Source organism: Mesorhizobium album (genome assembly GCF_033977205.1).
Taxonomy (GTDB): Bacteria; Pseudomonadota; Alphaproteobacteria; order Rhizobiales; family Rhizobiaceae; genus Mesorhizobium; species Mesorhizobium album.
This window is the reverse complement of the sequence record NZ_JAVIIW010000010.1, coordinates 37,086-49,817: the sequence shown is the minus strand read 5'-3', so window position 1 is coordinate 49,817 and position 12,732 is coordinate 37,086. Positions and strand designations below refer to the sequence as shown.

Genomic DNA, 12,732 nt, shown 5'->3' with positions numbered 1-12,732 from the left:
CATCTCCCCGTATAGTGACGGGGAGAAGGGAAGGCGATCAGCGGCGATGCCACCAATATTCCCAGTATTCGCGCGGCATCTCGCGCTCATCTAGGCCGATGTCGCGTTTCAGATAGTCGTCCTGCGGAGGCAGTTGCCGTCGCCGGTTTCGCAGAGGCGAAAGCAGCACCGGCAAGACCCGCCGCACGATGCCGCGCGGTGGCAAGAGAACATCCGCCGGGGCGGATACACCTTCGCTGTCCGGCATGACATCAAGTCCGCCACCGGCAGGGACGATCTGAAGCGCATCGTTCAATCGCTCGGCGGGCCGATCAGCGATAAAAGTAGGGGTCGAGGACCCGCACCTCCGTGATCTTGTCGACCGGCAGCGAATTCTTCTGCGCGGTGCTGCGGATCGCCTCGGGCGAGGGTGCGTCGTAGATGCAGAAGCTCTTGCTCCTGTCGGGCGAGACGAAGGACTGCACCCACGTCACGCCCTTTTCGGCATTGCGTGCGATGACGCCGCCCATTGCGGTCGCACCGGCATCGTTCATCGGCACGTTGAGCCCTTCGGGAAATGTACGTTCAACCAGGTAGCGAGGCATGATTGGTTTTCCTTAGGTGACTGAATCACACTCGGTTCGAGCGCGGCCGGACTAAGACCACGCTCGCAAAATCCGCGCATCGGAGCCTTTCCCCATATTGGGCGGGACGATTCCCCATGTTGGCGGCGTTCATTGTGGAGTGGGGCACCTCAATGTGTGGAGGGTCACATTATTGCGCTCTCGCCCCGACTATCGTGGCGGCAACCCGCCACGGTGAAAAATCCGCCCTCGCGAGAGAATGACGATGCTTCTGGAACGGCAGACGCAGCTGCGGCAACTGGAGGCCCTTCTGGTGGACGCAGCACAGGGCCGCGGCCGTGTCGCGGCGCTGTCCGGCGAGGCCGGAGCCGGCAAGACCGCGCTGGTCGAGGCTTTTGTCAATCGTGCAGGGCAAGGGGTGACCCTGCTGCGAAGCGCCTGCGAGGACCTGTCGATCCCCGACCCGCTGGGGCCGCTTTATGATCTTGCCCGCGAGGCGCAATGGGAGCTGCCGCGCGCGATCGATCACTGGCAGGGGCAGAAGTTGCCGCTGTTTTCCGATGCGCTCGACGTCTTCGAGGCGAAGGGTCCAAGCCTGCTCGTCATCGAGGATCTGCATTGGGCGGACGACGCGACGCTCGATTTCGTCCGTTTTCTCGGCCGGCGCATTGCGAACTCCCACATCCTGCTTCTGATCACAGCGCGCACCGATCGCAGCGAGGGGCAAATGCGCGTGCGCCGTGCCCTCGGCGAGATCCCGGCCGGCAATATCCAACGCATCGAGGTGCCGCTGCTCAGCGAGGCGGCGGTGCTGTCGCTTGCCGAGGCAGCCGGCCGCGACGGCGACGCCATCTACCGGGCCACCGCCGGCAATGCCTTCTTCGTCACCGAACTGCTCGCCGCCGAAAGCGATACGGGGCTGCCGGCCAGCGTGCGCGACGCAGTGCTGGCGCGAGCCGAGCGGCTTTCGCCGGGTGCCCGCTCGATGCTCGACGCGGTATCCGTGTTTCCGCGTCGCGCCGATGCCTGGGCGCTCAGCGGCCTATGCGGGATTGCCGCCGCCGGCCAGCTCGCCGAATGCGTCAGCCAAGGCCTGCTCGAGGATTTCGGCGACGGCTATGCCTTCCGGCACGAGATCGCCCGTCGGGCCATCGAGATGGCGCTGACGCCGCGCCTCCGGCGCGAATACAACCAGCGTGCATTGGCCGCCTTGCAGGAAAACCCGGACGTCGCCACCGCAAGGCTAGTGCATCATGCGGTGGAGGCGCAGAACCTGGAGGCCGTGCGCGAGCTCGCCCCGCTCGCTGCGCGCGAGGCCTCGCGGGTCGGCGCGCATCACGATGCGGCGGGCCACTACGAGGTCGCCTTGCGCTATTCCGACGGCTTGCCGATGGAAAGCCAGGCGGCGCTCTATGAAGGCCATGCCTTCGAATGCCATCTCATCGGCCGTGTCGACGCAGCCATAGAATCGCAGATTGAGGCGCGCCGGCTGCGGCAGGCGCTGGGCGATAGGCTGAAGGAAGGCGACAGCCTTAGATGCCTGTCGCGCTTCGCCTATCTGATCGGCGAGCGCGAGACGGCGGACCGGTTCGGGGCACAGGCCGTCGAGCTTCTGGAAACGGCGCCCGACGGCCCCGAGCTTGCCATGGCCTATTCCAACCTGTCGCAACTGGCGATGCTGGCCGAGAGGCTTGACGACACGCTTTCGCTTGGAGCCAAGGCCATCGAGCTGGCGGAGCGGTTGAACCGGCCGGACATCCTCTGTCACGCGCTTAACAACGTCGGCGCCGCCGGGCAATGGCTCGACTTCGCCAAAGGGCGACGCGATCTCGCCCGAAGCCTCGGCATCGCCCTCGCGGAGAATTTCCAGGAACATGCGGCGCGCGCCTTCACCAACTGCGCCTGTGTCGAGATGAACAGGCTTAACCTCGACGAGGCGGACGCTTTCCTCGAACGCGGCATCGCCTATTGCGTCGAGAACGATCTGGCGACCTGGCGCGACTACATGCGCGGCGTGCAGGCGCAGCTTTTGCTGCGGCGCGGCCGGTGGAACGACGCGGCGGCGGTAGCGCATGACGTCATAGACAATGAGGTAACGACCGCGCTGGTGCGCTTCCCCTCGCTGGTAGCGCTGGCAAGGCTGCGCATCCGGCGGGGCGACCCGTCGGCCGAGCCGGTGCTGGACGAGATGAAGCGCTTCCTGGACAACAGCATGGAACTGCAGCGGCTGGCGCCTTACGCGGCGATAATGGCGGAGCGCGCGCGGCTCGGACCAGGCGACCGGGACGAGGCGCTGCGCCTGATCGATCTTGCCGAAAGCCTGTCGCCGACACGCGCGGTGTTCGGCGAGCTGGCGACCTGGCGCCAGCTTTTGTCGCCCGATAGCGATCCCGGTGAGACCAGCGGCATGGCGGAGCCGCATCGCCTCCTGCTTGCCGGCGACTGGCGGGGTGCCGCGGAATGCTGGGCTGGGATGGAGGCTCCCTTCGAGCGCGCGCTTGCGCTGCTGCAGGGCGACGAGCCTGCGCTGCGCGTGGCGCTCGACATATTCGAAGGGCTCGGCGCAAGGCCGGTGGCGCAGCATGTGCGCGGCCTGATGCGCCAGAGCGGCGTTAGCTATATCGCGAGGGGCCCAAGGCAGGCGACGCGCGCCAACCTCGCCGGCCTGACGCAGAGGCAGATGGAAGTGCTGCAACTGATCGAGCGCGGCTTCTCCAACAAGAAGATCGCCGCGCATCTCACCATCTCGCCGAAGACGGTCGATCACCATGTCTCGGCGGTGCTGGAGAAACTGGAGGCCGTCTCGCGCGGCGAGGCGACGGCGGCCGCGCGGGCGTCGGGGCTGCTGTAAGATTCTTGGCTGGGCTAGGCTATTAGCGAACGTCGGCGCCGCGCCTTATCCGGCCCTGCGGTCCACCTTCTCCCCGTTGAACGGGAAGAAGGAAAAGGGCGTCAGGCGAAGGCGCCGTGGCAGTGCTTGTATTTCTTGCCGGAGCCGCAGGGGCAGGCTTCGTTGCGGCCGACCTTGCCCCAGGTCGCTGGGTTCTTCGGGTCGCGGTTTTCCGGCGCGACGATTGCGCTCTGATCCTGGCGAACCAGGAGCGCCGTCTCGCCGCCCTGGAAGTCGTCCTCGCCGGTGGTGCCGTCGATATGGCTGCCGAACATGTTCGGGGTTTCCGGCGGCGGCGCTTCCGCCGCCTGGCGGACCAGTTCGACGCGCATCAGCTGCGCGGTGACGGCCTGGCGCAGACTGCCGAGCATGCCCTGGAACAGCTCGAAGGCCTCGCCCTTGTACTCCTGCAGCGGATCGCGCTGGGCGTAGCCGCGGAAGCCGACGACCGAGCGCAGATGGTCGAGGTTGACGATGTGCTCGCGCCACAGATGGTCGAGCGTCTGCAGCACCACGGAGCGCTCGACATAGCTCATCACGTCGGGGCCGAAGCGCTCGGCGCGCTCCTTGGCGGCGGCCTCGGCAGCGGCCGAAATGCGCTCGCGGATATCGTCCTCGGCAATGCCCTCTTCCTTCACCCACTCCTCGACCGGCAGGTCGAGATTGAGGTACTGCGCCACTTCCTCCTTCAGGCCGGCAACGTTCCACTGCTCGGCATAGGCGTTTTCGGGGATGTTCTTGGCGACGATCTCCTCGATGACCCCCTCGCGCATCTCGGTGACCGTCTCGGACAGACCTTCGCCGTCCATCAGCTCGAGGCGCTGCTCGAACACTACCTTGCGCTGGTCGTTCGAGACGTCGTCATATTTCAAAAGGTTCTTGCGGATGTCGAAGTTGCGCGCCTCGACCTTCTTCTGCGCCTTTTCCAGCGCCTTGTTGATCCAGGGATGGATGATCGCCTCGCCTTCCTTGAGGCCAAGCTTCTGCAGCATGCCGTCCATGCGCTCGGAGCCGAAGATGCGCATCAAATCGTCCTGCAGCGACAGGAAGAATTTCGAACGGCCGGGGTCGCCCTGACGGCCGGAGCGGCCGCGGAGCTGGTTGTCGATGCGGCGCGATTCATGGCGCTCGGTAGCCAAAACATAGAGGCCGCCGGCGGCCAGCGCCTTCTCCTTCAACTGCGCGACGTCGTCGCGGATCTGCTTTTCGCGCGCCTCGCGCTCCGGTCCGGCCGGAACCTCGGCAAGCTCCTCGGCGATGCGCATGTCGGCGTTGCCGCCGAGCTGAATGTCGGTGCCGCGGCCGGCCATGTTGGTGGCGATGGTGATGGCGCCCGGCTTGCCGGCCTGGGCGACGATGGCTGCCTCGCGCTCGTGGTGGCGTGCGTTGAGCACCTCGAAATTCTTCAGGCCTTCCTTGCGCAGGCGCTCGGCCAGATGCTCGGATTTCTCGATCGAGGTGGTGCCGACCAGGATCGGCTGGCCGCGCTCGCGGGCGTCGCGAATCTCCATGACGATCGCCTTGTACTTCTCGTCCACCGTCCGGTAAACCTCGTCGTCCTCGTCCTTGCGGGCGACCGGCAGGTTGGTCGGAATCTCGGTGACTTCGAGATTGTAGATGTTGGCGAATTCCTCGGCCTCGGTCAGCGCCGTGCCGGTCATGCCGGCGAGCTTCTTGTAGAGGCGGAAATAGTTCTGGAAGGTGACGGAGGCGAGGGTCTGGTTCTCGGGCTGGATCTGCACGTGCTCCTTGGCCTCGAGCGCCTGGTGCAGGCCTTCCGAATAGCGGCGGCCCGGCATCATGCGGCCGGTGAACTCGTCGATGATGACGATCTCGCCGTTGCGCACGATGTAGTCCCGGTCCTTCTGGAAAAGGAGGTGCGCCTTCAGCGCGTTGTTGACGTGGTGGACGATGGCGACGTTCTCGACGTCGTAGAGCGATTCGCCTTTCAGCAGGCCGGCGTCGCGCAGCATGTTTTCCAGCTTCTCGGTGCCGTCCTCGGTGAAGATTGTGGTCTTCTGCTTCTCGTCGACCTCATAGTCGGCCGGGCCGAGCTTCAGCATGAAGGCGTCGATGGTGTTGTACATTTCCGAACGGTCCTCGAGCGGACCTGAAATGATGAGCGGCGTGCGCGCCTCGTCGACCAAGATGGAGTCGACCTCGTCGACGATGGCGTAGGAATGGCCGCGCTGCACCATCTGCGAGCGCTCATACTTCATGTTGTCGCGCAAATAGTCGAAGCCGAGCTCGTTGTTGGTGCCGTAGGTCACGTCGGCGGCATAGGCTTCGCGGCGTTCGTCGTCGGAAAGACCGTGAACGATGATGCCGACGCTGAGGCCGAGGTACTTGTAGACGCGGCCCATCCATTCGGCGTCGCGCTTGGCGAGATAGTCGTTGACGGTGACGACGTGGACGCCCTTGCCGGCGAGAGCGTTGAGATAGACCGGCAAGGTGGCAACCAGCGTCTTGCCCTCGCCGGTACGCATTTCGGCGATGCCGCCATTGTGCAGCACCATGCCGCCGATCAATTGCACGTCGAAGGGACGCAGGCCGAGCACGCGGCGGGCCGCCTCGCGTACGGTGGCGAAGGCCGGGATCAGCAGGTCGTCGAGCGAGGCGCCGTTGGCAAGATCCTGGCGGAATTTTTCGGTGCGGCCGGCAAGCTCGGCATCCGAGAGCGCCCGCATCTCATTTTCCATGGCATTGATGGCCTCGACCCGGGGCCTGGTCGCCTTGACTCGGCGGTCGTTGGAAGAGCCGAAAACCTTACGCGCGAGAGCGCCGAGACTGACCATCCAATGGTCCTTTCGATAGCAATTTTAGCCGTTTGCGACGGGCGCCTGGCGGGCCTATCAAATCCGCGTGAATGCGGACAAACGCAAAAAGCGCCCGGAAAACGGTTCTGGACGCCAAGTCGTTGGACAGATAAGAGGGGGCTCAACTGATGTCAACGCCGCGTTAGCCCTATGGGCAGCGCCAAATTCCGCCACAATCCGACTGATCTGGAACCTTTCCGCGCAAGCGATCCTTATTGGCAATCCCATTGGAGTTATCTTGATGTCCCTGTTGTTCCGCCGCGCGTCGCTCGCCAGCCTCGGCCTGGCCTTCGGCCTCTCGGCTCTTTCGCTGTCGCCGCTGATGGCGCAGGAAACCAAGCCCGCCCAGCCGGAGGCCGCGGCGCCCGCCGCTCCGGTCGACCCGAATGCCGTGGTCGCAACCGTCAACGGCGAGAAGCTGACCGAGGCCGACCTCGCGCTCGCCGAGGGCGAGCTGTCGCAGCAGTTCCAGCAGCTGCCGCCGGAACAGCGCCGCGCCGCTGCGCTTTCGGCGGCCATCGAAATCCGCGTCATGGCCAAGAAGGCGGTCGACAGCGGCCTCGACAAGGATCCCGATTTCCAGCGCCGCATGGCCTTCCTGCAGCAGCGCGCCCTGCACGGTGAGGTGGTCGAGAAGGAGGTCGTCAACAAGGTGACGGATGCCGATGTCCGCGCCCGTTACGACCAGGAAATCGCCAACACGCCGCCGGTCAATGAGATCCACGCCCGTCACATCCTCGTGAAGACGAAGGAAGAGGCCGCAGCGATCATCAAGCAGCTCGACGGCGGCGCCGATTTCCAGAAGCTCGCCAACGAGCACACCAGCGATCCGAGCGGCAAGTCGAATGGCGGCGATCTCGGCTGGTTCGGTCCAGGACAGATGGTGCCTGAGTTCGACAAGGCGGCGTTCGCGCTGGATGTCGGCAAGTATTCGAAGGAGCCGGTGCAGTCGCAGTTCGGCTGGCACGTCATCAAGGTCGAGGATAAGCGCGCCAAGCAGCCGCCGGCCTTCGACGACGTCAAGGATCAGGCCAGGCAGGCGGTGATCCGCGACAAGTATTTCGCCATGGTCAAGGAGCTGCGCGGCGCCGCCAAGGTCGAGATCCCGGACGCGAAGCTGAAGAAGGACGTCGACACGCTGGAAGGCGGCAAGTAATCTGGTTCGGTTGGGAAAACGAACTTTGCAAAGGGCGCCTTCGGGCGCCCTTTCGCATTTGGAGGTTAAAGCGCGTTGCGCTGAATACGGATTGTGCGACGCGCCTCAGGTTGTTTTTGCGCGTGTCTTTGCCCCAAAACGCGGCGCCGTTTTTATTGCCTTGTGTGCACGGCCAGATGAACTCCGGTGGCCTTCTGCAAGTGGCTGATGACGGAAAACAGGTTGCCTGCCGTGGGGTTGCCAGCAGCGCTGAACATCCGCATGAGGCTCTTTGACGGCTTGCCAACGTCCTCGGCGAGTTCCTCGAAGCCAATGGTCGCGTTGATATAGTCGCGCAACACGAGTTTGCCCGTGTCGACGTCGCCATTGAGGAGCAGTTCAACGGCTTCGCCGAGAAGGGCAGCGCGAAATGCCACATCGGTGTCAGCACGCGCCTTGACAGTCTCCTTGAAGTCGCGGGTCAGAGGCATCATTATCGCCCGCCGGTACTCTTGCTGTGATATCCGCCTGTTGCCTGCGCTTTGTGCCGCCAGCAAGAAGAATGACCAATTCTTCGCCGTCGCGCCCGAGATAGATCCGGTAGCCCGGCCCCCAATCGATGCGGTGTTCCAAGACGCCAGACCCGACCGATTTGAGGCTTGCAAGGTTGCCCTGCTCGATGCGGGCAAGAGCGACTGTGATTTTCGCCGCCGCCCGTGAATCCAAAGACCCGAACCACGTTCTAAACGGGCTGTGTCCGTCAACCGCAAGAAATTCCAGAATTTTCATTCTGTTGCACGGTAACATATATGTTACCGTTAAGAAAAGCAAGTTGTAGCTTCCGGCCTGCCGTTCAAGACGTTCCGCGAGGATCCAAAACACCTTTTCGCTCCGTTGGCTTAAGGATGCCGCACGTCAGGTAGCGGATGGCGGCACGAATCGTCGCCTCCTCTCCGTCCAGGCGGTTGGTCAAAAGATGCGTCCAGGCGAAGGAAGCGACGAGGTCCGCCACCAGCTCGGCATCGACATCGGCCGCCACCTCGCCGCGCGCCTTGGCGCGCTCGACCATCCGGCCGGTATGGGCGCGGCGCCCCTTGGCATAGTCGGCAAGCGCGGCAGCGGCGGCCGCGTCGGATTGCGCCTCGGCGACAAGCGACCTGAAGACATTGCCGGACGACGTGTCGCGCCAATGCGCGAACAGGTTCATGAGGAAGCCGGCAAGGTCCGCCTCGATGTTTCCCGTGTCAGGTGTCTCGACCCGTTTTTGACGCTGATAAACTTCGATCAGCAGCGCCGCCTTGCTCGGCCACCAGCGATAGATGGTCGGTTTGCCGGCCCGCGCCCGCCGGGCGACGGCCTCGATCGAGAAGCCGGAATAGCCGGCCTCGCTGAGCACCGCTTCGGCGGCTTCGAGGATGGCGTCGGCGCTTTCCGGGTTGCGCCTGGCGCCGATCGATTTGCGTGCCTTGGCGGCGATTTCGCCCATTTCGTCGTCCTTAGCCGGTGAATCTCCGGCCGATCATATTGCGTCTTGAGGCGAAACGAAACGGACCGTTCCAGGTTGCAGGGCCGTCGGCACGGCCCATGAAGCGCGGCCAGAACGCCTCTTGCGCCGGCGCGCGCTATCGGGCAAACCGGCCTTCCTTCTGCGTTCCTGCCGCTCCGGGGTCACAATGTCCGCAACGATTTCGCCGCTCGCACCGAAGAAATATCCCAAGATGCCGGTCATCGAGGGCGTGCGCATCGCCACCGCCGAGGCCGGGATCAAATACAAGAACCGCACCGACCTGCTCGCCATGGTCTTCGATCCGGGCACGGCCGTCGCCGGCGTCTTCACGCGGTCGAAATGCCCCTCGGCGCCGGTTGACTACTGCCGCCAGAACCTGCCCGCCGGCAAGGCGCGCGTGCTGGTGGTCAATTCCGGCAACGCCAACGCCTTCACCGGCAAGAAGGGCAAGGCCTCGACCGCGCTGACCGGCGAGGCGGCGGCGAAGGCCGCAGGATGCAACGAGAGCGAGGTGTTCCTGGCCTCGACCGGGGTCATCGGCGAGCCGCTCGACACCAACAAATTCAGCCATCTGCTTGCCGGGCTGGTAAAGGACGGCAAGCCGGAGCTGTGGACCGAGGCGGCGAAGGCGATCATGACCACCGACACCTATCCGAAGGTGGCGACGCAGACGGTCAAGCTCGGCGATGCCGACGTCACCATCAACGGCATCGCCAAGGGCGCCGGCATGATCGCGCCGGACATGGCGACGATGCTCTCCTTCGTCGCCACCGACGCGCCGATCGCAGCGCCCGTGCTGCAGGATCTGTTGTCGCGCGGCACGGTCAAGACCTTCAATGCGGTTACCGTCGACAGCGACACTTCGACCAGCGATACGCTGCTCTTCTTCGCCACCGGAAAAGCGGCCGCGCGCGGCGCGCCCGCGATCAGCGATCCGAAGGATGCGCGGCTCGGCGCCTTCCGCCGCGCGTTGGGCAAGGTGCTCAAATCCCTGGCGCTTCAAGTGGTGCGCGACGGCGAGGGCGCGCGCAAGCAGGTCGAGGTCACGGTCACAGGAGCCAAATCGGCACGCTCGGCCAAGCGCATCGCGCTCGCGATCGCCAATTCGCCGCTGGTCAAGACGGCGGTCGCCGGCGAGGACGCCAATTGGGGCCGCGTCGTCATGGCCGTCGGCAAGGCAGGCGAACCCGCCGACCGCGATCGGCTGTCGATCTGGTTCGGCGACAACCGGCTGGCGCATGAGGGCGAGCGCGATCCGGCTTACTCCGAGGAAGCGACGTCGGCCTATATGAAGCGCGACGACATCCGCATCCGCGCCGACCTCGGCATCGGCCGCGGCAAGGCGACGGTGTGGACCTGCGACCTCACCAAGGAATATGTCGCCATCAACGGCGACTACCGGAGCTGATGGCACCGGTGTCCGGACATCCGGCAAGCGTGCTCGCGATCGTGCGCCGCTACGAGGCGGCGGGCTTTCGCGCCTGGCCGGCAGCGGCCGTCCATTACGACGGGACGTGGGTGGTGCGGCTGACGGCCGGCCATCCGGCAAAGCGCCTGAATTCGGTCAATCCGCTCGATCCGGGCGACACCCAGCACATTGCCGAGCGCATCGTGCGCGCCAGCCGCCGCTTCGACGCCTACGGCCGGCCGCTGACCTTTCGCATGTCGCCGCTTTCGGGGCGCGTGCTGTCGAAGCATCTCGACGAGGCGGGCTGGAGCCGGTTCGACGAATCGCTGGTGATGCGGCTGCCGCTCAGGGAGGCTGAGCTCGATGCCGCGATGGACCAGATTCCGCTGAAGGACATCAGCCGCTTCATCGGTGCGGCGATCAGGACCAACGGGTCGGACGTCTCGCTGCGCCCCGGGCTGTCGGAGGTCATCGGCGCCATACAGCCGGAAGCGGGGTTGTTCGCCCTCGAAGACGGCAACGAGGCGCTGGCGACGCTGATCTGCGTCCATGACGGCGATCTCGCCGGACTGTTCGAGGTCGCCACCGAGAAGTCGGCGCGCAACAAGGGCCATGGCCGCAACCTCATCCTGTCGGCGCTGAAATGGGCCAGGCTGCGCGGCGCGCGCGAAGCCTGGCTGCAGGTCGAGGCCGGCAATGTCCCGGCGCTGTCCCTCTACCGGTCGCTGGGCTTCGAGGAAGTCTACCGCTACCACTATCGCCGGCCGCCAGACGTATGAGCGAGATCAAGCCCGGAAAGCGCCTGCTTCTCGTCGCGGCCTGCGCGCTGGTCGACGCCGACCGGCGCGTGCTTCTGGCGCAACGCCCCGAGGGCAAGCAGCTCGCGGGCCTTTGGGAGTTTCCGGGCGGCAAGGTCGAGCCCGGAGAGACGCCCGAGGAGTGCCTGGTCCGCGAGCTGCATGAAGAGCTCGGCATCGAGACCGAGATCCCATGCCTGGCGCCGCTCACCTTCGCCAGCCACAGCTATGACGATTTCCACCTGCTGATGCCGCTTTACATCTGCCGGCGGTTCCGCGGCATCGCGCAGCCGAAAGAAGGGCAGGGACTAAAATGGGTCAGGCCGCGGCAGATGCGCGACTATCCGATGCCGCCGGCCGATGCGCCGCTCATCCAGTTCCTCATCGATCTCCTGTGATCGCCAGACCAGTTCCATTTTGATTCACCGTCCAAGCGACTGACAAAAGCCCGACGCAGCAAAGGGACTGACATCGGGCTTGTTGCACGAGACGGTTCTTGCAGGAACCGACCGACACAACGACAACTCACGTCCCCGGGGTCCGTTCCCTAAAACGGGGCTCATTCGTCCGAGGGTTTGTTGTTCGGTTTAAGGACCGCATTGAGTAGGACATCTAGCGCGCCTGACGCAGCTTCGCGATCGAGGCCCAACAACGGCAAATTGCCTAGCTTGACGATCTCACCGGTCGCGGCTTCGATGACCTCCCACAAACCATCTGCTCCCTGCCGCATTTCGTATTTGTCAGCCATGGCAGCACCATCTGGTTGCCTTGGTCGTAAACGGGATCGTGTGGGGATAGTTGCACCGGCCGGAGATCAGAGCCAGCGGCGAGAACGCGCGGGAGCGCTCGCCAGCTTGATCGCTACACGAGGCCGCTTAAGCCGCTCTTTGCGCGGAACATAACGGCAAACCAAGTTCAGCGTTAATGGAAGATTTATCTCGACATGGAATGTTGAAGCGAAGCCGCCTGCGCGGCAGTCGCTTGTTTGGAGCCATTCCATGAGCCTCGAGAGAGATTGGGACTCGATCCGGCCCGATCGCAGTTTCCGCGCCGCCGATGCCGGCATGGGCATTTTGCGGATCACGCTGCTGTTTGGGTCGGCCGCGGTGGCGCTGGCGCTGATCGCGACGCCTTTCCTCGACAGCCAGACGCGGCCGCAGAGCGCGCGGGACGGCTTGGCCGGCGGCCTCGATATGACCAGCACCGGCTCGATCGGCCGCCGTGACACCTACACGCTGCGGCGAAGCGTGCTGCAGCCACTACCGAGCTCCATTTGTGTGATCCGCAACGATGGCAGTCGCCATGGCGACTGCTAATTGGTTAATAAATTCATCAGGCAACCGCTGTTTTATCGCCTGTTAAGCTTTTGCCGTTAACCTTTCTTAACGGGTAGGCGCTATGGTTCCCGCCAAGAGGGATCGACGACTATGACAAATTTGCTGCAGCAATTCGCGAAGGACGAATCCGGCGCCACGGCCATCGAATATGGCCTGATCGCCGCGGTGCTGTCGCTTGCTATCGTCGCCGGTGTCGGAAAGGCCGCCGATGCGCTCAAATGGCTGTTCAGCGACAATAGCAGCAGGCTGGTCCAAGCCTTCCAGTGACGCCAGTCAAGT

General features: G+C 64.5%; 14 protein-coding genes. 7 read left to right on the top strand and 7 right to left on the bottom strand.

The features are described from left to right. Positions 1-37: 37 nt before the first annotated feature. Both RFN28_RS10820 and RFN28_RS10815 read right to left on the bottom strand, forming a co-directional pair. Complete coding sequence (locus RFN28_RS10820; RefSeq protein WP_320287331.1) at positions 38-295, bottom strand: hypothetical protein; 258 nt, start codon at positions 293-295, stop codon at positions 38-40. Between the two features lie 16 nt (positions 296-311). Continuing rightward, entirely contained in the window at positions 312-584 is a 273-nt protein-coding gene (locus RFN28_RS10815; RefSeq protein ID WP_320287330.1) for a DUF4242 domain-containing protein, read from the bottom strand. A 244-nt stretch (positions 585-828) separates the two neighbouring features. Here RFN28_RS10815 and RFN28_RS10810 point away from each other — a divergent pair, with 244 nt between their 5' ends. Then, positions 829-3,414: a helix-turn-helix transcriptional regulator gene (locus RFN28_RS10810; protein ID WP_320287437.1), complete on the top strand. Its 2,586-nt coding sequence runs from the start codon at positions 829-831 to the stop codon at positions 3,412-3,414. A gap of 101 nt (positions 3,415-3,515) precedes the next feature. On the opposite strand, the gene secA is transcribed toward RFN28_RS10810, so the two are convergent. Next, a complete protein-coding gene (secA, locus tag RFN28_RS10805) occupies positions 3,516-6,248 on the bottom strand; it encodes a preprotein translocase subunit SecA (protein WP_320287329.1) in 2,733 nt (910 codons plus the stop codon). Positions 6,249-6,510: 262 nt separating this feature from the next. On the opposite strand from secA, the gene RFN28_RS10800 reads away from it, so the two are divergent. Beyond that, positions 6,511-7,425: a peptidylprolyl isomerase gene (locus tag RFN28_RS10800; protein WP_320287328.1), complete on the top strand. Its 915-nt coding sequence runs from the start codon at positions 6,511-6,513 to the stop codon at positions 7,423-7,425. 152 nt (positions 7,426-7,577) lie between these two features. Here the strand turns inward: RFN28_RS10800 and RFN28_RS10795 are convergent, their stop codons facing one another. From RFN28_RS10795 to RFN28_RS10785, 3 genes are all read right to left on the bottom strand, one after another. Further along, positions 7,578-7,895 carry a helix-turn-helix domain-containing transcriptional regulator gene (locus RFN28_RS10795; protein WP_320287436.1) on the bottom strand — a complete coding sequence of 106 codons (318 nt, stop codon included), beginning with the start codon at positions 7,893-7,895 and terminating at the stop codon, positions 7,578-7,580. Beyond that, positions 7,849-8,193, bottom strand: a complete 345-nt coding sequence (locus RFN28_RS10790; RefSeq protein WP_320287327.1) for a type II toxin-antitoxin system RelE/ParE family toxin — start codon at positions 8,191-8,193, stop codon at positions 7,849-7,851. Before RFN28_RS10790 ends, RFN28_RS10795 begins: the two co-directional genes overlap by 47 nt. Positions 8,194-8,257: 64 nt before the next feature. After that, positions 8,258-8,890, bottom strand: a complete 633-nt coding sequence (locus RFN28_RS10785; RefSeq protein WP_320287326.1) for a TetR/AcrR family transcriptional regulator — start codon at positions 8,888-8,890, stop codon at positions 8,258-8,260. A 187-nt stretch (positions 8,891-9,077) separates the two neighbouring features. On the opposite strand from RFN28_RS10785, the gene argJ reads away from it, so the two are divergent. From argJ to RFN28_RS10770, 3 genes are read left to right on the top strand one after another with little or no spacing between them, the layout of a single operon-like run. Then, the gene (gene argJ / locus RFN28_RS10780) at positions 9,078-10,319 is read left to right on the top strand and encodes a bifunctional glutamate N-acetyltransferase/amino-acid acetyltransferase ArgJ (RefSeq protein ID WP_320287325.1); all 1,242 of its coding nucleotides are present in this window, start codon (positions 9,078-9,080) and stop codon (positions 10,317-10,319) included. Then, on the top strand, positions 10,319-11,098 hold the full coding sequence (locus RFN28_RS10775) for a GNAT family N-acetyltransferase (RefSeq protein WP_320287324.1): 780 nt from the start codon (positions 10,319-10,321) through the stop codon (positions 11,096-11,098). Before argJ ends, RFN28_RS10775 begins: the two co-directional genes overlap by 1 nt. After that, the gene (locus tag RFN28_RS10770; protein ID WP_320287323.1) at positions 11,095-11,514 is read left to right on the top strand and encodes a (deoxy)nucleoside triphosphate pyrophosphohydrolase; all 420 of its coding nucleotides are present in this window, start codon (positions 11,095-11,097) and stop codon (positions 11,512-11,514) included. Before RFN28_RS10775 ends, RFN28_RS10770 begins: the two co-directional genes overlap by 4 nt. A gap of 161 nt (positions 11,515-11,675) precedes the next feature. Here RFN28_RS10770 and RFN28_RS10765 read toward each other — a convergent pair whose 3' ends face one another. Further along, positions 11,676-11,864 carry a hypothetical protein gene (locus RFN28_RS10765; RefSeq protein WP_320287322.1) on the bottom strand — a complete coding sequence of 63 codons (189 nt, stop codon included), beginning with the start codon at positions 11,862-11,864 and terminating at the stop codon, positions 11,676-11,678. A 250-nt stretch (positions 11,865-12,114) separates the two neighbouring features. On the opposite strand from RFN28_RS10765, the gene RFN28_RS10760 reads away from it, so the two are divergent. Further along, positions 12,115-12,432: a hypothetical protein gene (locus tag RFN28_RS10760; RefSeq protein ID WP_320287321.1), complete on the top strand. Its 318-nt coding sequence runs from the start codon at positions 12,115-12,117 to the stop codon at positions 12,430-12,432. Between the two features lie 111 nt (positions 12,433-12,543). Further along, a complete protein-coding gene (locus RFN28_RS10755; protein ID WP_320287320.1) occupies positions 12,544-12,720 on the top strand; it encodes a Flp family type IVb pilin in 177 nt (58 codons plus the stop codon). Positions 12,721-12,732 lie beyond the last annotated feature (12 nt).